Annotated in this window: 18 protein-coding genes; 16 read left to right on the top strand and 2 right to left on the bottom strand. The window is 70.7% G+C overall.

Translation table 11 applies throughout. From position 1 onward, the window contains the following. Positions 1-41: 41 nt before the first annotated feature. Positions 42-950, bottom strand: a complete 909-nt coding sequence (locus WBG99_RS23295) for a LuxR C-terminal-related transcriptional regulator (RefSeq protein ID WP_338898172.1) — start codon at positions 948-950, stop codon at positions 42-44. Between the two features lie 520 nt (positions 951-1,470). Here WBG99_RS23295 and WBG99_RS23290 point away from each other — a divergent pair. From WBG99_RS23290 to WBG99_RS23230, 13 genes are all read left to right on the top strand, one after another. Then, a complete protein-coding gene (locus WBG99_RS23290) occupies positions 1,471-3,981 on the top strand; it encodes a PEP/pyruvate-binding domain-containing protein (protein ID WP_338898171.1) in 2,511 nt (836 codons plus the stop codon). Further along, entirely contained in the window at positions 3,978-5,231 is a 1,254-nt protein-coding gene (locus WBG99_RS23285; RefSeq protein WP_338898170.1) for a hypothetical protein, read from the top strand. The genes WBG99_RS23290 and WBG99_RS23285 overlap by 4 nt, the downstream gene beginning before the upstream one ends. Further along, complete coding sequence (locus WBG99_RS23280) at positions 5,231-6,013, top strand: HAD hydrolase-like protein (protein ID WP_338898169.1); 783 nt, start codon at positions 5,231-5,233, stop codon at positions 6,011-6,013. Before WBG99_RS23285 ends, WBG99_RS23280 begins: the two co-directional genes overlap by 1 nt. Beyond that, on the top strand, positions 6,010-8,817 hold the full coding sequence (locus WBG99_RS23275) for a DUF6001 family protein (RefSeq protein WP_338898168.1): 2,808 nt from the start codon (positions 6,010-6,012) through the stop codon (positions 8,815-8,817). The genes WBG99_RS23280 and WBG99_RS23275 overlap by 4 nt, the downstream gene beginning before the upstream one ends. 35 nt (positions 8,818-8,852) lie before the next feature. Continuing rightward, on the top strand, positions 8,853-9,428 hold the full coding sequence (locus WBG99_RS23270; RefSeq protein WP_338898167.1) for a DUF6031 family protein: 576 nt from the start codon (positions 8,853-8,855) through the stop codon (positions 9,426-9,428). A gap of 30 nt (positions 9,429-9,458) precedes the next feature. After that, entirely contained in the window at positions 9,459-9,893 is a 435-nt protein-coding gene (locus WBG99_RS23265) for an SRPBCC family protein (protein ID WP_338898166.1), read from the top strand. A gap of 17 nt (positions 9,894-9,910) precedes the next feature. Further along, positions 9,911-10,984 (top strand): hypothetical protein, encoded by a 1,074-nt coding sequence (locus WBG99_RS23260; protein WP_338898165.1) that lies wholly within the window; start codon positions 9,911-9,913, stop codon positions 10,982-10,984. Further along, positions 10,981-11,541, top strand: a complete 561-nt coding sequence (locus WBG99_RS23255) for a hypothetical protein (protein ID WP_338898164.1) — start codon at positions 10,981-10,983, stop codon at positions 11,539-11,541. Before WBG99_RS23260 ends, WBG99_RS23255 begins: the two co-directional genes overlap by 4 nt. Next, positions 11,538-12,065: a deoxycytidine triphosphate deaminase gene (locus tag WBG99_RS23250; protein ID WP_338898163.1), complete on the top strand. Its 528-nt coding sequence runs from the start codon at positions 11,538-11,540 to the stop codon at positions 12,063-12,065. Before WBG99_RS23255 ends, WBG99_RS23250 begins: the two co-directional genes overlap by 4 nt. Beyond that, positions 12,052-13,401: a cation:proton antiporter gene (locus WBG99_RS23245; RefSeq protein ID WP_338898162.1), complete on the top strand. Its 1,350-nt coding sequence runs from the start codon at positions 12,052-12,054 to the stop codon at positions 13,399-13,401. The genes WBG99_RS23250 and WBG99_RS23245 overlap by 14 nt, the downstream gene beginning before the upstream one ends. An 88-nt stretch (positions 13,402-13,489) precedes the next feature. Continuing rightward, complete coding sequence (locus WBG99_RS23240; protein WP_338898161.1) at positions 13,490-14,749, top strand: ATP-grasp domain-containing protein; 1,260 nt, start codon at positions 13,490-13,492, stop codon at positions 14,747-14,749. Next, on the top strand, positions 14,739-15,716 hold the full coding sequence (locus WBG99_RS23235) for a DMT family transporter (RefSeq protein ID WP_338898160.1): 978 nt from the start codon (positions 14,739-14,741) through the stop codon (positions 15,714-15,716). Before WBG99_RS23240 ends, WBG99_RS23235 begins: the two co-directional genes overlap by 11 nt. Further along, the gene (locus WBG99_RS23230; RefSeq protein ID WP_338898159.1) at positions 15,713-16,459 is read left to right on the top strand and encodes a phosphodiesterase; all 747 of its coding nucleotides are present in this window, start codon (positions 15,713-15,715) and stop codon (positions 16,457-16,459) included. Before WBG99_RS23235 ends, WBG99_RS23230 begins: the two co-directional genes overlap by 4 nt. Before the next feature lie 503 nt (positions 16,460-16,962). Here WBG99_RS23230 and WBG99_RS23225 read toward each other — a convergent pair. Then, entirely contained in the window at positions 16,963-17,928 is a 966-nt protein-coding gene (locus tag WBG99_RS23225; protein ID WP_338898158.1) for a serine hydrolase, read from the bottom strand. A 377-nt stretch (positions 17,929-18,305) separates the two neighbouring features. Here WBG99_RS23225 and WBG99_RS23220 point away from each other — a divergent pair, with 377 nt between their 5' ends. The 3 genes from WBG99_RS23220 to WBG99_RS23210 all read left to right on the top strand — a co-directional run bounded on the left by WBG99_RS23220 (position 18,306) and on the right by WBG99_RS23210 (position 21,716). Beyond that, positions 18,306-18,671: a DUF4180 domain-containing protein gene (locus tag WBG99_RS23220; RefSeq protein WP_338898157.1), complete on the top strand. Its 366-nt coding sequence runs from the start codon at positions 18,306-18,308 to the stop codon at positions 18,669-18,671. 577 nt (positions 18,672-19,248) lie between these two features. Continuing rightward, entirely contained in the window at positions 19,249-20,052 is an 804-nt protein-coding gene (locus WBG99_RS23215) for an endonuclease (protein WP_338898156.1), read from the top strand. Positions 20,053-20,225: 173 nt separating this feature from the next. Then, positions 20,226-21,716 carry a hypothetical protein gene (locus WBG99_RS23210; RefSeq protein WP_338898155.1) on the top strand — a complete coding sequence of 497 codons (1,491 nt, stop codon included), beginning with the start codon at positions 20,226-20,228 and terminating at the stop codon, positions 21,714-21,716. The last annotated feature ends 116 nt before the right edge of the window (positions 21,717-21,832 follow it).

The raw sequence follows: 21,832 nt of genomic DNA, 5'->3' as shown, positions 1-21,832 counted from the left end.
GGACGGCGTACGGTCCGCGGCCCGCCGGTTGATGTTCTCGGTCACCCGGTCCTGCCCGGACGTTCGCGGAGGCATGCCGACGCCCCTACGCGTGCGAACCGTCGGTCCCGCTGGGCCGGCGACGCCAGCAGGTAACCGGCCTGGAAGCGGCTCTGGGCGCCCAACTCCTCCATCATGTCCGCGATGTGGCGGCGGCAGGTGCGCACGGACATGCCCAGACGCGTGGCGATGGAGGCGTCCGTCAGCCCTTCGACGAGCAGACGGACGATGGCCTGACGGACGTCGCCCGCGACCTCGGCCCGCGCACCGGGGGCCACCGCGCAGGGGTCCGCCGTCAGCCACAGCCGCTCATACGTCTCCACGATGAAAGCGACGACGTGCGGTTCGCGGACCACCACCGCGCCCAGCGGGTTGGCGGGCAGGGAGATGATCGCCGTCTCCGCGTCGAAGACCAGGAGACGGCTGAAGTGGTCGTCCAAGGTCCGCACCTGGGCGCCCAGTTCCGTCATGTGGTCGATGTAGGAGGATGTCCCCGGGCTGAACCGGGCCGTGTGCTGGCAGAGGACACGCAGGCGGATGCCCCGGCCGAGGGCGTCGCGGTCCCTGGGCGCCGCCTCCTTGAGGCTGCCCTCGGCTCGGCCGCCGCCCGGCTGGGCCGTGAGTATCTCGGTGCGCGACCGCGCCGCCAGGTCGGCGACGACCGCGCGCACCTGGGTGGGCTCCTCCAGGACCTCGAACTCGCTCTCCCTCTCCCGGGAGGACCGGCTCGACTGAAAGACGGGCAGGAAGCCCATGATCGACGCCCGCGCCTGTTCCGCGAGCGCTCGGCGGGTCCGGATGTCGCGGTCGAGGGGCCCGACGACGGAGGCCACGGCTGCCTCGGGCGCCACCGCCCGCAGTTCGTCGCCAGGACCACCGCGCAGCAGTCCGAGGGCCTGGAGTTCTCTCACCGCGTCACTGACGTCTGCGAGGGGCAGGCCGGTATTCACACTGACGGAATTGGCCGATAACGCATCCCCCGAGGCGCATTGCAGAGCATATTCATACACGGACTGGAGGATTTCCTGCGGTGCTCTACCTTTGTCCGTATTGGCGACATTTTCCATCTTTCCCCCTCTACGTGGCGTGGCAGCAAGCTGCCATGCAGCTTGCTGATCCATTCTGCCCGCTCATACGTCTGCAAGATCTGGCATGGTGATTCATCCCGCCGCCCATTCCCGCAAGGAGTGTCCGCGGTAGGCAGATGAACCAGATTCAACACACAGGCAAGGCGGATTCATGAACGTTTTACGTGAAACGGTTCTCGTCGGCCGGGCCTTGGCCGAGTGATCGGGACCTGCGGCGGCGCGGACACGAGCGCGGGCGGCGCCTTCGGCACCGACTGGGGCTGACGCTCCTTCGGCCGGTCTTCGCGTCGGCCATCCGAGGCTCTTCACACCTTCTGTCGAGAACGAGCGAACGGGACGTCCCATGATTCTGACCGGTGCCGAAATCGAGCGAGAACGGACGAATGGCCGTATCACCATCGAGCCGTTCACGCCGGAGCAGGTCAACCCCAACAGCTACAACTTCCGTCTCGGCAAGACCCTGCGGACCTACCAGGGCATGCCGCTGGATGCCCGGCGTACGAACGACTTCGAAGAGATCGAGATCCCGGACGACGGTTATGTCCTGGAACCGGGCCGGCTCTATCTCGCCCACACCATCGAGGTGCTGGGCAGCGAGCACTACGCGCCCACCTTCGCGGCGCGCTCCTCGGTCGCCCGGCTCGGTATCTTCATCAACCTGTCCGCCAGTCTGGGGGACATCGGTTACACCGGCCAGTGGACACTGCAGCTCTACACCATGAACCGGGTCCGGGTGTATCCCGGAATCAACATCGGCCAGATGATGTGGTGGCGCCCGCAGGGCGAGATCGTCCTCTACGACGGCAAGTACCAGGGGTCCGTCGGCCCCCGTTCCAGCGACATCCACATCGACTTCGACAAGCAGTTCGCCCGCCAGCGCTTCCCCGGGCTCGGTGCGAGCTTCGACGCGAGCGAGGTGGGCCCCAAGTTCTCCCAGCTCGCCGCCTCCAGCCACGACTTCCGTGTGCCGCCCGCCTTCTGCGTGCCCGCCGGCGAGTTCACCGACGCGCTCACCGCCGAGCAGAACGCCGCACTCGCCGACGCCTTCGGGGACCTGAAGGCCACTGTCGGCGCCTTCTTCACCGACTCCGTGGCCAAGATCCAGAAGATCGGCGCCGAGATCCGTGTTCCCGCGCAGGTCCGGAAGCTGCTGGCCGCCCGGGTGCACGAGATGTTCCCGCGCTCCGCGGACACGGAGACCGAACTGGCCGTGCGGTCCTCGGGTCTGGACGAGGACACCGAGGGCTCCAGTCTCGCCGGGATCCACCAGTCCGTCCTAGGTGTCAGCGGCGTCGACGCCGTGATCGAGGCCGTCGAGCAGTGCTGGCGCTCGTACTACGAGGCCCCGGCCGTCGCCGCCCGCATCCGGGCCGGCCACTTCTCCCCGGCCCCCCGCCTTGCCGTGATCGTGCAGAAGCTCGTCCACCCGTCCTTCGCCGGCGTCGCGTTCACCGGCCTCGACGGCGACGGCGACCGGGTGTCCGTCGAGTACGTCGAGGGTCTCGCCGACGAGCTCGTCGCCGGTGTCGCCGTGCCGCGACGCACCGACTCGGCCGAGCTGGCCGAAGGACCGGCCCAGCGCGGTGCAGCCGAACACGAGGTCCTCCTTGACGTCGTGGGCCTGGCCCGGCGCCTGCGCGAGAGCCGCGAGCAGGACGTGGACATCGAGTGGGCGGCCGACGCCGACGGCGTCCACCTCGTCCAGGTACGCCCGCTCACCGCGTCCCGCGAGTCCCACGGCTCCGTCGAACCGGTCGTCGAGGCGCACCGGCTGTACGTCGACGAGCTCCCCGCCGGCTTCGGCCTCGGTGCGGTGGCCGCCGTCCACAGCGGCTACGCCGCCAAGCGCGGACCCGCGCACCGGCTGGCCCACGAACACGGAGTGTCCACCGGGGCGGGGTGGGTCATCCGCTTCAACGGCCTGGGCCTGCACGGCGCCGACGGCGGATCCGCCCTGCGCGGCACGCTCTCGGGCGGCACCGACGAGTGCGTACTGGACTTCGGCGACACCCTGCGCCAGATCGTGGTGCCCAAGGAGGAGGTGCCGCGCCAGCTCGCCGTCACCACCGGAGCGAGCGCGGACGGCACGAGCCTGCACACGGTGATCGTGCGCGACTTCATACGCGGCGAGCTCGGCGTGATCTCCCGCGAGGCGGGCGAGAGCGGACTCATCGTCGAGTACACCGACGAGGGCTTGATGGCCCTGAACCGCGGCACCGCGGGCGGTGAGGCCGTCATCGTCACGGACGTGGCGGCGGGATTCGACGACACGGCGAACGTGACCTGCCCCGCCGGCGGGGAAGTTCTGCGCCCTCACCTCGACGAACTGGCCCGCTTCACGGCGGTCATGCACGCCAGGCACGGGCCGGTGACCCTCGAATGGGTCTTCGACCGCGGCACGCTGTACTTCGTCGACTACTCGGTGCTCGGCGGCGACGACACCGTCTCGGTCGCGCTGGGAGAGGTCTGCATCTCACCCGGCACGGCCCGGGGGCCGCTCCTGCGCCTGGACGACGACGCGACCCTGCGCCGCCTCTCCATCGGCCCGGCCGTGAGCATCGACAAGTCCCAGGACGTCACCGAGCACGAAGGCCTCGCCCGGATCCTCGATCTGGTCACGTCGTACGACGAGAAGCCCGTGATCAGCGCCGCGCGGCCGTACGCGGTGCTCTCCGTCCTCCTCGACCACGTCGCCGGATTCGTCTTCGACCAGGGCTCCGCGCTGGGGCACCTGGCGATCCTGCTGCGCGAGGCCGGGATCCCCGCAGTGACCGCCGCCGGGATCTCAGGGGCCGAGGCGGTGATCAGCGACGGCGCTGTCGCGACGACCAGCCACAAGGGAGAACGGCCGTGAGCGACACCACCACACCCACCGCGTGCGCGACCGCTCCGGCCGTGCGGCGGTCCTGGCTGGTCCTGGGCGGGCTGCACCTCCTCAACGGCACGGCCCCGCTCGCGGGCACCGACCCCGTGGTCCTCGTGGAACTCGGCGCCCCGGTGGAACAGCACTTCCCGAGCAACACGGTCGTCCTGCGCTGGGACCGTCTCGGGCCACTGGAGCTGTCGGTCCGTACCGTCGACGGGACCCGTCACCACACGGCGAAGGCACGCGGCGACGAGCTCTTCCCCGGCATGCTGGTGGGCCACGCCCTGCGCGAGGCGGTGACCGAGGTCACCGGTCTGCCCGCCGGGCCGGTCGTGCCGCTGTTCTACGTCACCGCGGACGGTGACCGGGCCCATGTGCACAGCCAGATCCGCTTCCTGGACGAGGACGCCTGCTTCATCCGCGTCACACCGACGGCCGTGGCCACGGCCGGCGTCGAGGCGCTGGGGTGGCTGCCGGACGCGGTCCGGCTGCACGCGGAGAGCTTCCTCTTCCTCAACAACCACCAGCGTTACTACCGCAAGTGCTTCAGCGGGAAGGAACTCGAGTACAAGTACACGCTGACTGCGCCGGTGGACGTCTGGACGCTGACGGTCGAGCTGTACCAGAGCCTGCTGAACGCCGAACTCCCGGACTACATCATGGAATACCGTGACGAGTTCCAGGCCTGGGACTACCTCAACCACCTCTTCGAGGTCACCGGCCCCACCGAGGCGGAACTCGGCTACGCCTCCTTCATCCCCACCACCGACGGCAAGCACCTGCTCAAGCGGAAGTGGTATGCCGAGGACACCTTCGACCGCAGGGAGAGCCACACGTACGGGCTCGACCTGGCAGACGACGGCGGCTTCGAGCGCCACATCCTCCAGGAGCTGAAGGTCGAGGCCGTCCGCCTGCCGTCCTTCCGCCGGGTCCGCTACGACGTCAACTTCGAGTCGGTGCGCACCGGGCACGTCTACGGTGTCTTCTTCGACCACTGCAGCCTGGTCGAGGCCCGCGAGGTGACGCTCAACCAGTGCGAGCTGGAGTACCTGCGCAGTCGGGTCACCGTCGAGCCCGACCCGGCCGCGGTGCTGGCCGAGATGGACGAGATCGCTGTCTGGCTGGAGGCGTTCCTGCGGGCGCGCGGCCTCAACGACCAGCGCGGTTTCTACTCCAAGCGCACCTTCCTCAAGGACGCCGTCGCGGCCCGCCCCGAGCTGGCGCGAGAGGTCGGCTGATGACGGACGCTGCGGTGCGAGCGGTCCTGCTCGACCTGGAGGGAACCCTGTACGCCCGGGGCGCCGTGGTCGACGGCGCGGCGGAGGCGGTGGACGCCCTGCGTGAGCTTGGGGTGGGACTGCGCTTCCTGACCAACACCGACTCCAAGCCCGCCGAGCGGATCCAGGCGGAACTGGCCGGGTACGGGCTCACGGTGGCGGCGGAGGAACTGTTCACACCGGTGGTGGCGGCCGCACGGCTGCTGACCGCCGCGGGCGCCCGCACCTACCCGCTGGTCTCGCGTGAACTGCGCGAGGTGCTGCCGACCCTGACCGGCGAACCCCCGTACAGCCATGTGCTGATCGGCGACTGCCGGGACACCCTGGACTACGCCTCGCTCGACGGGGCGTTCAGGGCCGTACGGGACGGGGCACAGCTGCTCGCCCTGCAGACGGGCCGCTACTTCAAGCGGCCCGACGGGGACCACCTGGACACCGGCGCGGTGGTCGCGGCGGTCACGTACGCCTCCGGAACGGAGGCGAGGGTGCTGGGGAAGCCGGCCACCGACTTCTTCGAACTCGCGGCCGCGTCCCTCGGTGTGCCGGCCGCCGCGTGCGTGGTCGTCGGTGACGACGCCACGACGGACATCACGGGCGGCCGCGCCGCCGGGTGCCCGACCGTCCAGGTGCGGACGGGCAAGTACGAGGACCAGCGGGCGGAAGGTCTGACCGGGCAGGCCACCCACGAGCTGGACTCCGTGGCGGGACTGCCGCGGCTCGTCCGGGAGTGGGGCGTCGCGTGACCGTGTACTGGGTGGTCTGGGACGCCGGGGCGCACTGGGTCGTGGACCGACTGGAACGTGAGGGCGCGCTGCCCGCCGTCACACGCATCCGGGAGCGCGGTGTCTTCGGCGCGGCACGCCCCGCGCGCCCCAACTGCCAGACGCCGCCCTCCCTCGCGACCTTGTTCACCGGAACCTGGCCGGCCGAACACCAGGTCACCGGATTCACCGTGCCGGGTGCGGGGCAGGGGGTCGCCAGCCAGGTCAGCGGCTTCGCGCCGGGATTCCCGGCCACTCCGCCGGTGTGGGAGGCGATGTCCGAGAACGACCTGACCAGCGCGCTGGTCCACGTTCCCTGGGTCTTCGGAGCCGACGGCCGCGTCGGACCGCACGTCGACGGCGCGGTGGAGGCGTACAGCGGCCGGCGGACCCGGCACGCACTGCACATGCTGGAACCGGGTGCCGGATTACAGCACTGGGACATCGGCGCGTACCGCGTGGATGCCGCCGTCGAGCGGAGCCCGGACGGATCGGAGCGGGTGCGGGTCGATGCCGGCGAGCACCTGCTGCTCTCTCCGGACGGCGGGTGGCAGCCCTTCGGCCTGGACCGGTACCACGGCACGTGGATGCGTTGTGTCCGGGTGGCCGAGCGGCTGATGCTGGTGCACACGGGGGTCTGGCGGGCGCGTACCGCAGGGCGTAACCCGAAGATGCTGCACCGCTTGGCGCAGTGCCCGCCTTTCGCGGGCGAAGGGGTGGGTCCGCTCTACCGCCGGGCGGCGTTCGGTCCCCGGCTGGCCGAAGGCGGGGACGGCTCGGCCGAGGAGGTCTTCCTCTCCTCCGTGGAGTGCGTGGCCCGGTCCTTCGGCGCCGCGACCGACGCGGTCCTGGAGACGCACGACGCCGATCTGGTGGTCGTCTACCTGCCGATGACCGACGACGTGGGCCATGAGTTCCTGGGCTGGTGCGACGAGCGGAGCGCGGCCTACCGCCCGGACATGTCCGCGCGGGTGTGGTCGTACATCCGGCGCTGCTACACCTGGTCGGACGCGATTCTCGGGCGGGTCCTGGACCGGGCCGGCGCGGAGGACACCGTGGTGCTCGGCGCCGACCACGGCATGGTCGGCAGCACCCATCTGGTGTATCTGAACGACCAGTTGGTGCGCGCGGGCCTGGCGGCGCGCGATGCCGACGGGGCCCTGGACCCGGCCGGTTCCCAGGTCTTCTACCACCCGGCGAACAACGGCTCCCTGTGGGTCGCCGAGGGCGCGGCCGACGATCCCGTGCGGGTCCGCCAGGTCATGTCGCGCGCGCGGGCCGTCCTGTCCTCGATCACCGACCCCGAGACGGGCCGCCCCGTGGTGGCCGGCTTCCTCGACCGCGACGGGGAGCCACTCGCCGGTGCGCAGGCGGACGCGGGGGTGGCTTATGTCGCCCTGGCCGACGACTACCAGCCGAGCGCCCAGCTGCTCGGGGAGGGCCCGACGGTGCGGCGGGTCGCCAAGACCGGGGCCCATGTGGTCAACACCGGGGACAGCAGGCTCCACGCGGTCCACGCGGCGGTCGGCCCCGGTATCGGATCCGGCACCGCGGCGGGTTCTGTCGACAACACCCTGCCGGCCGCCCTGGTTCTCGGCCAGCTGGGCCTGGGCCCGGGCCCCGCGGCCCTGTACCGCAACGGCCCTCTCGAACCGACCGACGAAAAGATGATGGATATGCCGTCCGGCTTTCCCCATGGCCTTTCCCCCGACAAGCTGACAGCTCGCCGCCACGCGCAGGTGACGGCCTTCCTGGGGAGCCGGGACCTGGACCCCGTGTGGCTGTCGGAGCTGATGCGCGAACGCGTCGGCGCGGGTCTGCTGCTGCTGACCAGTTCCCCCGTGCACGGACTGGCCAACCCGACCAGCGACCTGGACTTCATCCGGATCCAGGAGGCCGCGATCGACGGCCCCCGGATATCCACCAAGATCTTCGAGAACGGTCACCACCTGGAGGTCGTGTCCTTCAGCGAGGCCGAACTCGCCTCGAATCTCGACGAACTGGACCGGCTCGCCGACCTCCCGGCGGAGCGGACCGTGGCGGGCTTCCGCGCGTGGGACAAGCAGCGCGAACCACGCCGCAAGCAGACCGAGCGCATCGTCAACGGCATCACGATGGACGGCTCCGCGCCGTACCTGGGGTGGCTGCCCTCCCTCAGCCGGGTCTGGAGCCGGGCCGCCCTGCACACCGCCATCGAGCAGGTCGTGCACACCACGCTGGCCGAGACCGCGGGCGAGACACGGGGGCGTGTGGGCTACGCGTACAACGTGCTGCTGCACCTGATGGACGGCCTGCTCTCGCACCACGGCGACGTGTACACCACCCGCAAGTGGTACGTACTGCGCTGGACGCGGCTGATGACTGAGGGCGGATGGCACGACGAGAGCCTCCGGACGGTGGCCGTCGGCCTGGAAAGGCTCCGCAAGGACGTGCACACCTTGCTCGGCCCGGCCCTGGCCGGTGAGCCGGTGGCGGCACCGTACGCGGAGCTGGCCCTGGAGGCGGTACGGGCCACCGGCACCGCCCGGGCCGTCACGGTGGAAGTCGAGATCACCGGCCGGGTGCGCGCCTTCCTGCCCGGTGCGGCGGCTGTGCTGGGGGCGGACAGCGGTGTCGTGCTGCCCGGGGTCGGCACCGAATCGGATCTGCCGTTCACCCGTGGCCCGGTCGGCCTGGACGAGCTGTCCGCGCTCGACGCGCCGGCCGCCGCCTCCCTGCTGCGTGCGCTGCGGGCGGGCGTGGCCCGGCTGCGGATCGGCTACCAGGGCCGGGATGCCGGGCGATGACAGCACACACCACGACAGACAGGGGCTGGTCGGACATGACCGAGGACCACGGCCGGGCGCCGCGTACATCGCGCGGCGCCCGGGAGCTCACAGCCTTTCCTTCGGTACGGGCCGGGCATGTCATGGCGGGCCCGCAGGCCGTCGAGGTCTGGGTGCAGGCCGCCTGGCTGATGCTGGCGGAAGGGCGGGCGTACGTCGAGGACCTCGAAGGGGGCACCGAGCAGCCGCAGATGCAGCAGGCGGCGAAGCTGCGCTTCCTGGAGCAGCTGCTCGACATCGACCAGCGTCTGGCGGGGCGGGTCGCGGTGGACGACGCGCACTGCCTGGCGCTCGCGCTCGAGTACGGGATGCGCGAGGTGGTCGACGCGACCGGCCCCGAGCTGGCCGGCGTCTTCGGCCTGCACGAGGAGTTCGGTGGCGGCGGCTGCGCGGTGGAGGAGATCTACGTGCTGTGGGAGCGGCTGCTGGACGGCTTCCCCGGTGAGCTGCCCGACCGGCTGGTCGCCGAGGGGCAGCGGGACATGCTGCGGACCCTGCGGATCTGGGCGGAGCTCGCCCGGACGGCCGGACTCGACATCGGGTTCCTGGCCCCGCTCATGAAGGCCGCCTGAAAGCGTCCGCGACACGGAAGTGAGGTGCCCGTGCCTGAGATTCAGGCAGACACGCTGATTGAGGGGCGTACCCCGGAGGAGGTGTGGGCGCGGGTCAAGGACAGTGCGCTCGTCGCGTCCCGGGCCCGGCACGTGGTGGCCGTCCGACCGGTGTCCGACCCGGACAGGACTTTCCGCATCCACGAGTGGACCGTTCTGCTCAACGGCAGCGAGGTGACCTGGAGGCAGCGGGAGGCAGCCGGGCCGGGGCTGCGGCTGTGCTTCGAGCAGACGGCGGGTGACCTGGAAAGGCTGTCGGGCGAGTGGTCCCTGACCACGGCCGGCGCCGGTACCCGGGTCTCGTTCGTCCTCGCCTACGAACTGGGCGTGGACGGCCTCGCGCCGTTGCTCGACCCCATCTGGTCCCAGTCCTTCCAAGCCCACGCCGACGAGCTGCTGCGGGCCCTCACGGCCTGCGCCGCGTAGATGGAGAGCGCCTGAGCATGACTGTCTACCTGAACTTCCTGCACACCACCGTGCGGTTCGACGTGGCCGATGACGCGGAGGGCGTGTTCGAACCCGTCCGCCGTTTCTTCCGGCACCTGATGGCCCCGGCCCCGGCCGGCGAGGTCACCTTCTCGGTCGTCGTACACTCCTACGACCCGGACACGGACGTCGCGCCCGAGGTGTGGGAGCTGCCGCAGTCGGTCATCCGGCGCAGCAACGCCGCCGAGTTCAACTTCGACGCGCACCTCGTCGACACCGACGGCCGCCGGCGGTACGTCAACCGGGACACGCTGCTCGACGCCCCGGCCGACGCGGCGAAGGACAGCACCTTCCTGGTCCGGATCACCGAGCGGTCCACGGTGCAGATCCTCGACTTCGTGCGCGATCTCGTCATCCGGCACGAGGAGGACCTCGGCACGGTGGTGCTGCACGCCTCCGGCCTGCACCGGGACGGCGAGGCCGTGATCATCGCCGGTCCCAAGGGCGCGGGCAAGACCACCACCCTGCTGTCGGCGCTGCGCCGGCCGGGCTGGAAGTACTTCACCGGGGACAAGCTGTTCTGCACGATCGAGGACGGCGAGATCCTCGTCCACCCCTGGCGCGACTACCCGTACGTGGGGGTGGGCACGATCCGGGCCGACGCGCGTCTGGAGAAGATGGTCCGCGACGGTGTGGACGCCCTGATCGACACGTACGAGCCCGGCCACAAAATCCTGATGGACCCCGAGGTCTTCGAGTCGTGGCTCGGCGCGGAGTTCACGGCAGAGCCCAAGCGGCTGGCCGCGCTGCTGCTGCCCGAGGTCGTACCCGGGGAGCCGCTGACCGTGCGGCACCTGACGGACGGCAACGAGCGCTGGGCGCACCTGAACAAGATCGTGGACCGCCAGGTCGACACCACGTTCTTCACCTGGCAGACCTACCTGGTCCCCGACTACACGGCGTTCTACCGGGGCCTGGCCGAACTGCGCACGGTCCTCGGCAGCGTGGACATGGTGCGGCTGCGGGGCACTCTCGACGTCGATCCGGACGCCGTCCTGGCCCGGACCACCGGCAAGGAGAACGCACGATGACGGCCGGCCGACGATCCCCGCTGCGGATATCCGTCATAGGCCTGGCGGGTGCGGGCAAGTCCACCTGTGCCTCCCTCATGGAGGAGTACGCCCGGGACAAGGGCCTGACCCACGCCCGGATCAAGCTCGCCAAGCCGTTGTACGACCTCCAGGAGCAGGTGTACCGGAAGGCCGGCGCGCAGCTCCACGACGGCGCGCAGGACCAGGTCCTCATGGAGGCGCTCGCCGACGCGATGCGGCGCATCCGCCCCGACTCGCTTGCCGCGGACTTCACCGCCCGTCTGGCGGGCACCGACGCCGACCTGGTCGTCAACGACGACCTGCGCGACCCGCACGTGGACGCCCCGGCCCTGCGCGGGCAGGGCTTCCGCGTCCTGCGCGTCACCTGCGACGAAGAGGTGCGCCTGCGGCGGCTGGAGGACCGGGGGGACCCGTCCCGCGCCGACCGCTCGACCCGGGAGATCGGCCTGGTCACCCCGGACGCCGTGATCGACAACGGGGCGGACCTGATGGCGTACCGGTCGGCCGTCCACGCGCTGCTGGGGAGCTGGCTGTGATTCTGAGCGGACCCGAGATCCTGTCCGAGGTACGCGCCGGGCGCATCCACATCGACGACTTCGACCCGGAGCGCCTGGAGCCGAACAGCTACGGCTTCCGGCTCGCCGACGACATCCTCCGGTACGAGCAGGACGCGATCGACTGCTTCGAGCCGCCGAAGGCCGAGCACCTGAAGATGGGTCCCGGGGGAATGGTCCTCGAGCCGGGCCGCTTCTACCTCGGCGGCACCATGGAGGCGATGGGCAGCCCGCACTACGCGGCCACCCTGTACGCCTGCCGGTCCGCCTCGACCCTCGGCATCTGGATCCAGTTCTCGGCCCCGCTCGGGCACAGCGGAGCGGTCTTTCCGTGGACGCTGGAGATGAAGGTCGCGCACCCGGTGCGGGTCTATCCCGGGATGGTGGTCGGGAAGCTGGCGTTCTGGTCGATGCAGGGCGAGCCGGCCGGCTACGACGGCAAGTACACGGGCTCCACCTCCGCCGTGGCCTCCCGGTTCAGCCTGGACGCCCGTGTCCCAGACTGAACTCTTCCGTGTCCTCGCGGCACTCGCCCTCCTGCTGTTCGCGGCGCACGGCATGGGCAGGCTCTTCGCCCGGTTCCGGCAGCCGCCCGTGATCGGTGAGATCCTCGGCGGGCTGCTGCTGGGGCCGACGGTGCTGGGTCAGGTGCTCCCCCGGGCCGAGTCCTGGCTGTTCCCCGACGAGGGGCCGGTGGCTTCCGGAACCATGCTGGTCTACCAGCTCGGGATGCTCCTGCTGATGTTCACGGCGGGGGCGGAGATGCGCAGGGTCTTCTCCCGGCAGGACGGCCGGTCCGTCGCGATGATCGCCCTGACCGGTATGGCCGTGCCCTTCGGGATCGGCCTGCTGGCCGTCAGAGCCGTCGGCACCGAGAGCCTCCTCGGACCGGCCGGCAACGTCTCCGCGCTCACCCTGGTCCTGGCCTGCGCGATCGCCGTGACCAGCATCCCGGTGATCTCTCGGATCATGCTCGACCTGCGCATCATCAGGACCCGGTTCGCCCGGGTGGTGCTGTCGGTCGCGGTGGTCGAGGACGTGATCCTGAACGTGGTCCTCTCCGTGGCGCTCGGCATGGTCGCGGGCGGCGAGGAGGGCGGCTTCGGACTTGCCCACACCCTGGGCGTCACGTCGGCCAACGCCTCCGCCGTCTACCACTCGGTGGCCTCGGTGGCCTTCTTCGGGCTGATGACGCTGGTGGCCATGGCGCTGCGGCGCCGAGCGGGCGGTACGGCCGGCGCGGCCGAGCGTCCGCCGGGCACGGTGGCCGTACGCATGGCTGTGCTCCTGGCAGTGTCCGCGAGCTGTGTGTTCCTGGGCGTCGCTCCCATGTTCGGCGCGTTCGTCGTGGGGCTGCTGTCCGGCATGACCGGCGAGAGCGCGCAGGGCGGCTCCATGAGCCAGCTGCGCGGTTTCGCCGCGGGGTTCTTCATCCCCGTCTATTTCGCGACGGTCGGCCTCAAGCTGGATCTGGTGCACTCCTTCGACCTGTGGTTCACCGCCGGATTCATCCTGGTGGCCTGCCTGGCGAAGGCCACGAGCGCGTACGCCGGGGCCCGGCTCTCGGACCGGCCGAAGAGCGAGTCGCTCGATCTCGCGGTCGCGCTGAACGCACGGGGCGGCCCGGGCATCGTGCTGGCCACGGTGTCGTTCGACGCGGGGATCGTCGACGCGTCGCTCTTCACGACCCTGGTGCTCACCGCGGTCATCACCTCGCAGATCGCCGGGTGGTGGCTGGAACGGGCCGTTTCCCGGGGGACGTTCGACGCGGACAGCGCATTCGTACCGCAGGCACCGGACAGGGGTGACGCGAAGTCACCTGTGGACGCCAGGGCGGGCTGACCAGCCCCGTAGCCGCAGAGCCGCCGCCGTCCGTGTCACCGTCACCCCTCCGCTCCACCCCCGCCCCACAGGTAAAGGAACCCCCAGCGTGAGTACCCCTCAGAGCCACCGGCCGGTCGTCGCGATAGTCGACGCCTACTCCACCGCCAGCCACCTCGCACCCCTCTTCCACGACGCCGGTTACGACTGCCTGCACGTGCAGAGCCTGGAGCAGCCGCCAGACGTCTTCGGCTCGTCGTTCCGGCCGGGCGACTTCCTCGCCACCGTGGTGCACCGCGGCGACACGGCTCGGACGCTGGCCGCCGTCGCCCCGTACGCCCCGGTCGCACTGCTGCCCGGGGCGGAGATCGGTGTCGAGCTGGCCGACGCGCTCAGCGAGGCGCTGGGGCTGCGGACCAACGGCACCGCGCTGAGCACCGCCCGGCGGGACAAGTTCCGCATGATGGAGACCGTCAAGGCCGCCGGGGTGCCCGCCGCCGACCAGATCCTGGCCACCGATCTGGCAACGCTGCTGGACTGGTACGGCGAGGACGACCGCACCGTGGTCCTCAAGCCGGTCCGCAGCGCGCTCAACGACGGAGTGTCATTCTGCGGCACGGCCGGTGAGGTACGGGCCGCCTTCGAAGCGCTCGTCGGCGCGGATAGCGCGCTCGGGCTGCGCAACGACGCCGTGGTCGCCCAGGAGTACCTCGTGGGCGCCGAGTACTACGTCAACACGGTGAGCCTGGACGGCGAGCACTACGTGTGCGACGTGTGGAAGACCCAGCATCTGGGGGTAAACGGCGTACGCGACCTGCTCGGCGGGTCGGCACTGATGGTTCGCCGGGGGCCGGAGCAGGACCTGCTGACGGAGTACGCGTTCTCGGTGCTGGACGCGCTCGGCATCCGCAACGGACCGGCCCACACCGAGCTGAAACTGACCCCGCAGGGCCCCCGGCTGGTCGAGACCGGCGCCCGGGTGTGCGGCGCCATGCTCCCCCTGCTGACCCGGGCGGCGATCGGCGAGAGCCAGCTGGAGTGGACGGTGCTGGCGTACACGGACCCGGAGGCCTTCGAGGCACGCAGGCACACCGAGTACGAGGTCTCCCGGCACGCGGTCTGCGTCAACATGATCGCCCCCGAGGCGGGCAAGCTCGTCGGTCTGCCGAAGATGGCGGACCTGCGCGCGCTGGAGAGCTTCCACGACGTCCTGTTGAAGGTGCGGCCTGGCGAGGAGATCTCGCGGACGGTCAACGACCTCACGTACCCGATGCTCGTGCACCTCCTGCACGAGGTGGAGGGCGTTGTCACACACGACTACATGACGGCCCGTTACCTGGACGGCGAGGGGTTCTACGATGTCGTCTAGCCGCCGCCTCGCGCTGGCCGCCGGTCCCCTGCTGGTGCTGGGCTACTGCCTCATCAACTCGACCAAGTCGGTGTTCGAGGGCGCCCTGGTCCAGGATCTCTCACCGGAGTTCATCGCCTTCCACTCCTTCGTGGTGGCCCAGGCCTTCTACTTCTTCACCCTGCGCGACAAGCGCGGGCTGAGGGTCGTGGTGAAACGCTGCCTCGCCGACGTGGTGATGCTCAACGTCTCCACCGCGGTCTGCTGGATCGCGGTGCTGTACGCGTTCACCGTCTTCGAACCGGCCATGGCCAACTCGATGATCATCGGCCTGGGCCCGGCCGTCACCATCGCACTCGGCTTCAAGCTCCGGCCCGGCACGAAGGCACTCCCGCTCGAACTGGTCGCGGCCGGAGCGATGATCGTCGCCATGGCGTACTTGCTGGTCACGGCCTCCAATGGGGAGTCGGCCATCGGGGATGTGCCGACCCGGCAGCTGGTCTTCGGCATCGTGATGTGCGTGCTGACCACCATCTCGCTGTCGGGAGTGACCTACTACACGAAGCGGCTCGGCGACGCGGGGATGTCGGTGCGGCAGATGATGGCCTCCAGGTTCGTGGCCCTGATCGTCACGACCTTCGTCATCCTCGTGGTGCGCGGCAGCTTCGGCCCGTACTCCCCGGGCAACGTCGGCGCGATCCTCGCCATCAGCCTCGTCGGCGTGATCATCTCGCTGTACCTGCTCCAGCAGGGCATCGTACGGACCGAGCCGATCACGGTCTCCATGCTGTTCGGGACGAACCTGGTCATCACCTACGTGATCCAGTACGTCGACCCGCGGCTGCACCAGTCGCAGGACACCTTCTACGGCGTCCTCGCGATCTCCCTGGCCATGTGCCTGGGCACCTGGGCCCGCTGGCGGGCGGGCAGGCGGGACGTCGGGGAGCCCGGACAGGACAAGGCGCCCCAGGCGGAGGCGAAGGCGTGACGGTACTGGCCCACCTCAGCGATCTGCACCTGGACGGCACCGAGGAGAGCGCCGAGCGCACGCGCCGGGCCGTGTCCCATCTGACCGGACTGCCCGGCACGGTGGACGCCGTGCTGGTCACCGGAGACGTCGCCGACCGGGGCACCGTGGCGGAGTACCGCCAGGCCGTCGAGCTCCTCGCCCCGCTGTACGAGCGCCACGAGGTGCTCCTGTGCCCGGGCAACCACGACGCCCGTGCGCAGTACCGCGAGGTGCTCCTCGGCGGCGGTGGTACGGCGCCGGTCAACGAGGTCCGGGACGTCGCCGGGGTCCGGGTGCTGATGTGCGACTCCTCGGTACCCGGCCGGTCCGAGGGCCTGCTGGAACCGGTGACACTGGACTGGCTGGACGACGCCCTCGCCGCCGCCCCCGACCGGCCGGCCTTCGTCGCCTTCCACCATCCGCCCGCGCCGCTCGGCCTGCCGTACATCGACCGCATCGGACTGCGCGGACCGGACGCCCTGGCGGAGGTGCTCCGACGCCACACACACGTGGCCGCCGTGCTCTGCGGCCACGCCCACACGGCGGCCACGACGTCCTTCGCTGGGCGCCCGCTGCTGTGTGCGCCCAGCATCGCCTCGACGGCCCTGATGCCCTGGGAACAAGGCCCGGGCGCCTCCTGGAAGACCCACGGCGGCCCTGTCGGTCTGACGTTCCATCTCTACGAGGAAGGCCGGCTCACCAGCCACGTCCGCATGGTGTAGGACCGGTCGGCGACGGCCCCGGGCCGGAGCCCGCCCCGAGGTGCCGCCACCCGTGGCGCACCCTCGGCGGGGACTGGTCCGGGTGTGCCGGTGGAATTCCTGACCGATGAGCAGGCCGCTGCCCACAGGGCCTTCGGTGAGGTGCCCGCGCGCGCCCCGGGCTGGAGCGCTTCTTCCTCGTGGACGGCGACCGCGGCCTGATCGCGCTGCGGCGGTCCGACGGGCACCGCCCGGGATGACGGTGCGGATCCGCGCTGTCCGCTACGCCGACACGTTCCTCGGAGGTGATCCGCCGGCGGCACCGTGGGAGGTCGTGGACTGCCCGGCCGGGCAAGCTCGGCGTCGTGGACGCGTCGTGCGTGAAGTCGTACTCGGAGCGGCGGATGACGCCGTACAAGCACGCGCAGGAGATCCGGAAGCGGACCCGGCCCGCCTTGGGGCGTGGCGTCATGGCAGGACGACACCGGTGCTCGGAGATGACCTCGCCGTGAACGTCCCCGATATCAGCCGCCGGTCGTGATGGTCGTCGGCACCGGCACGGTCGCTTCCGCGGGCCGGTCGGTGGGCACGTACCGCTGCGTGCTCGAGGACGCCGTGACGGGCACGAGGTCCTTGTGGATGACCTTGGCGACACCCTGGATGGTGTTGACGCCGTACTTCATGTCGGGGTTGCCGTGGGTGAGGACGGTGATCGTGTAATCCCGTCCGCCGCCCTTGAACGTGCCGACGCTGTGCACCCGCCAGCCGTGCGTGGCCCGGGACAGCCACCCGTTCTTGACGTGCGCCTTCACGGTCGACGGCGCTCCGGCCGGGGTCCCCCAGCGCTGCGAGGTGACGACCTTGTTCATCAGCTTGAGGATGTAGGCGCGGGAGTTGTCGCTCAGGACGCTGTTCTTGGCGGTGAGCAGCGCGAGCAGGCGCTGCTCGTCCCGGACGGTGATCCGGGTGAGCCCCCAGTAGTTGTTCGCTCCTGGCTGGGTCTGGGTCATCTTGGCGGCCGTGAGAAACGCCTTGACCTTCGTCAGGCCGAGCTGCTTCCACAGTGTGCTGGTGGAGGCGTTGTCCGACTTGGTGATCATGGCGTTGGCCAGTTTGGCCTCCCGGTCGGTGAGATACCGCCCCTTCTTCTTCGCGTCGTGCAACAGCGCCGCGAGCACGGTCACCTTCACGACGCTGGCGGAGTCGAAGGCGGTGCCGCCGCGCAGGGTGCACGTCGTGCCGGTGACCCGGTCGTGCAGCCCGACCGCCACGGTCCCCTTCCGCTTCGCGAGCGCCGCCGTGATGTCCGCCTGCAGCTTCTCGGCCAGCCCCGCCCGCTTCGACGTACAACTGACCTGCGCTCCCGCGGCCCCGGCGGCCGGCGCGAACGCCACCGCCACCGACGAGACGACCAGCCCCGCCCCGACCCCCGCGGCGAGCACGCGAGCCCGTCTGGACGCCCGAGCCACCCGGGCTATCCGGTGAGTCATGAAACCTTCCCATCCCCTGGAACGACAGGAGCACGCCGGCGGCGCGTCCACACCAGTCGACTCGCAAGGACGGCCGAAAGTTGTACGCGCGTTCCCTTCTCGGACGAACAGCCCAACCATCCGGGCCGGCAGGAAACGGAGTCGTGGGGCGGTCGCCCGGCGGTCGGCGAGTATGTCGACCGCGTGGTCGAGGAGTTGGCCGGCCCCGTCCGTGACTCCAAGGAACCCCCACGGCCCCGCCCTGCCCTCTCACGGGCCAGCTGGGCCTCGTTCATCGCCTTGCTGGGGCCGCGTCCCGAACGGGAAGCGTGAACCGGTCCCCGCCGCCTCGAAATCGCGTCGACCGCGCGCCCGGTCGGAACGTAGCCTCGACCCCCATGACGACCACCCTGCAGACGATCCACGACGTGCCCGTTCTCCTGTGCGCCCCCGACGGGGAGACGATCGCCCGTGAGAGCGACGCTCTGGATCTCATCGGCAACGCCGGGTACCAGGGCGCCACATGGGTCGTCGTCCCCGTCGAGCGCTTCGACGAGTCGTTCTTCCGGCTGCGGACCCGCGTCGCCGGCGACATCATCCAGAAGTTCGTCCAGTACCGCGTCGGCCTCGCCGTCGTCGGTGACATGTCCCGCCACACCACTGCCAGTTCGTCCCTGCGCGACTTCGTCCGGGAGTGCAACCGCGGGCAGCAGACGTGGTTCCTGGCCGATGTCGACGAACTGCGGGAGCGCCTGAAGGACTGAGTCCTGTCCGACGCGCCGGGACGGCGTCCCGCCGGATGGTGTGGACGATCAGCGGACCGGCATGCGCAGTTCGCGTCGGATACGGCCGCCGATGAGACCCCTCCGCCGCTCCACCGGGGCGCTTCGCGGGGCCGCGTCCGCCGGACAGATCGTCGCGGGCCGGGGACCGGAGTGTGAAGCCCTTGACGCTTGCACCACCCGGCGGGACGCGACCCGCGCCGGGCTCGCCGTCTCGGGAACCGCTCAGACGAATTCGGGCCGCGGTTCCGGATGCCGCGCTGATGCGGCGGCCTTCGGTTCCGACCGTTCGGTGGACCGGACCAGCGCAGCATGTGCGCAGCACACCTGATTCCCCACGTCAATCGGGGTCTTCCCTCGACATGGAGCCACCGAGGGGCCGTCGGGGCACGAGGGTTGCCCTGTTTTCGATAACGTCACCGAATCGCCCCTTCCCGGTAACACACCGAGTGACCCGTCCATGCCAATCTCTCGGTTACCCACATAGTCAACCCGCGTAGAACGAGGCTCCCCTCAGCAACTCCCCGTTCCGCGCGGCCCTCTGGGAAGGGACACCCCAATGCCCGCTGCGCGGATACGCAGTTGGAAGACGGTCGCACTCGCGACGTCGGCCGTGCTCGTCGGTGTCGTCCTGCCGACGGCCACCGCCGCTCCCGCCTCGGCGACGACGACCGCGTACGACGACACGTACTACGCGAACGCGATCGGCAAGACCGGCACGGCCCTGAAGTCCTCGCTGCACACGATCATCAGCGACCAGACGACGATCTCGTACTCCGCGGTCTGGAACGCGCTGAAGGTCACCGACCAGGACCCGGACAACAGCGGCAACGTGAAGCTGCTGTACAGCGGCATCTCCCGCAGCAAGTCCCTGAACGGCGGCTCGACCGGCGACTGGAACCGCGAGCACGTGTGGGCCCAGTCCCACGGCGGCTTCGGCACCTCCGCCGGTCCGGGCACCGACCTGCACCACGTGCGTGCCGAGGACGTACGGGTCAACGCCCGGCGCGGCAACCTGGACTTCGACAACGGCGGCAGCAGCTTCACGGACAGCGGCGGCAGCCTCGCCGACTCGAACTCCTTCGAGCCCCGCGACGCGGTCAAGGGCGATGTGGCCCGCATGATCCTCTACATGGCGGTCCGGTACGAGGGCGACGACGGCCGGCCCGACCTGGAGCCCAACGACTCCGTCAACAACGGAAGCACCCGCTTCCACGGCCGCCTCTCCGTCCTGAAGACCTGGAACGACGAGGACCCGCCGGACTCCTTCGAGGAGCGCCGCAACGAGATCATCTACGACAGGTACCAGGGCAACCGGAACCCGTTCATCGACCACCCGGAGTGGGTCGAGGCGATCTGGTAGGCACCCGTGTGCGAACCCCCGGCCCGGCGGCCGGGGGTCTCCCCGTGTGCGTGCCGTCGGTTACTCATTCATGACATGCGGACGTACAACTGGTGGAGCCCCCTTCGAGTCGGACTACTACACGGACGCGGAACTTCCGCCCGCCGGACCCCACCGACCCGAAAGGCACGTGCATGTCACGAGCAGGAGCACGACGCGGTATCCGCACAGCCCGAGTGAGCGCACCCCTGGCCGCGGTGGTGCTGCTGGCCGGGGGCCTGACCGCCTGGTCGCTCGGCCCCGCCTCGGCGGCCACCCCGTCCGTGGGCGTGGCGGACGACTTCAACGGGGACGGGTACGCCGACCTGGTCATAGCCGCCCCGAACGCCACGGTGTCCGGGAAGGCCAAGGCGGGCTATGTGGCCGTCATGTACGGGTCGAAGAGCGGGATCTCCACGACGAAGAAGAAGCTCCTCAGCCGTTCGACGAGCGGCGTGCCCGGCTCCGCCACCGCGAACCAGCGCTTCGGTTCGACGTTCGCCAAGGGTGACCTGGACCGGGACGGTTACGGCGACCTGGTGCTCGCGGGCGGTGCGGCGGGCTCCGTGATCGTCTGGGGGTCGGCCGCCGGACTGACCGGCGGTACGAGCGTCGCCGGGTTCGGGGCGGCCCCGCAGGCGGGCGACTTCGACGGCGACGGCAGGACCGACCTCGCGCTCTTCTCCGCCCGGTCCGTCGGCGGCGACGACCCCGAGGGCGCACCGGCGGCCCTGTGGAAGGGCCCGATATCCCGTGCCGGCAAGCCCACCGCCGTAGTCAACCTCCTCGACAAGTCCCTGTGGTGGGGCTGGGACGAGGACGACGCCTCCTGCGCGAGCGGCGGCGGCTGCGAGGACGGCCCGTCCTCCATCACCGGCCCGGTCGTCTCCGGCCAGGTCGGGGATGTCAACGGCGACGGCCGGGACGACCTGGTCCAGTGGCACTACACGGGCGACGGCACCTGGGGCAACCGCCTTCTCCTGGGCGGCGGTTCGGGCTTCACCCGCGGTTGGGTGCCCGGCGACGACGTGAGCCGCGATCCGGCGGGCACGGGCGTGGGCGACGTGAACGGCGACGGCTACGACGACGTGGTCGTGGGCGCGGACGGCTGGTCCGACCAGGTCCGGGTGGCCTACGGCTCCCCCACCGGCCCGTCCGGGGCGAACACGCAGACCTTCGACCAGGGCCTCCCCGGCTTCCCCGGCGCGCAGGAGTCCGGCGACCTGGTCGGCTCGGCGGTCTCCGTCGCCGACGTCACCGGCGACGGATACGCCGACCTCGCCCTCGGCATCGCGTACGAGGATGTCAAGGACATCGCCGACGCGGGCTCGGTCGCCCTCGTCCCCGGCACCGCCTCCGGTATCACGGGCACCGGCACGCGGGTCTTCCACCAGAACACCGCCGGGGTCCCCGGAGTCGCCGAGAAGGACGACAGGTTCGGCGCCGCCACAGCCCTCCTGGACCTCGACGGCGACGGCCACGCCGACCTCGCCGCCGGCTCCCCCACCGAGAACAGCGACAACGGGGCCGTCTGGATCCTCGGCGGCACGGCCACCGGCCTGACCACCGGGTCGGCCCTCGCGTTCGGCCCGAAGGACGTGTCCGCCCCGTACACGGACGCGATGTTCGGCGCGGCCCTGCGCTGAGCCGGAGCACGGCGGGCGGAGGTAAGGCCCGTCCCGGAGGCGGCGGCACCACCACCGCCGCCTCCGGCGCGGATCGGATCACGTCCACGCCGGGCAGCCGCCGCCCACCGGCTCTA

The sequence above is a fragment of the Streptomyces sp. TG1A-60 genome, from assembly GCF_037201975.1.
GTDB lineage: Bacteria > Actinomycetota > Actinomycetes > Streptomycetales > Streptomycetaceae > Streptomyces.
Note: the sequence above shows the minus strand (reverse complement) of the source record. Positions and strands in the feature narration are given on the sequence as shown.

Excerpts from the sequence above, each read along its gene's own strand:
- WBG99_RS23210 (WP_338898155.1), top strand. The coding sequence starts at position 20,226 with ATGTCACGAGCAGGAGCACGACGCGGTATCCGCACAGCCCGAGTGAGC.
- WBG99_RS23270 (WP_338898167.1), top strand. The coding sequence starts at position 8,853 with ATGACCGAGGACCACGGCCGGGCGCCGCGTACATCGCGCGGCGCCCGG.
- WBG99_RS23290 (WP_338898171.1), top strand. The coding sequence starts at position 1,471 with ATGATTCTGACCGGTGCCGAAATCGAGCGAGAACGGACGAATGGCCGT.
- WBG99_RS23280 (WP_338898169.1), top strand. The coding sequence starts at position 5,231 with ATGACGGACGCTGCGGTGCGAGCGGTCCTGCTCGACCTGGAGGGAACC.
- WBG99_RS23215 (WP_338898156.1), top strand. The coding sequence starts at position 19,249 with ATGCCCGCTGCGCGGATACGCAGTTGGAAGACGGTCGCACTCGCGACG.
- WBG99_RS23225 (WP_338898158.1), bottom strand. The coding sequence starts at position 17,928 with ATGACTCACCGGATAGCCCGGGTGGCTCGGGCGTCCAGACGGGCTCGC.
- WBG99_RS23235 (WP_338898160.1), top strand. The coding sequence starts at position 14,739 with ATGTCGTCTAGCCGCCGCCTCGCGCTGGCCGCCGGTCCCCTGCTGGTG.
- WBG99_RS23260 (WP_338898165.1), top strand. The coding sequence starts at position 9,911 with ATGACTGTCTACCTGAACTTCCTGCACACCACCGTGCGGTTCGACGTG.
- WBG99_RS23255 (WP_338898164.1), top strand. The coding sequence starts at position 10,981 with ATGACGGCCGGCCGACGATCCCCGCTGCGGATATCCGTCATAGGCCTG.
- WBG99_RS23220 (WP_338898157.1), top strand. The coding sequence starts at position 18,306 with ATGACGACCACCCTGCAGACGATCCACGACGTGCCCGTTCTCCTGTGC.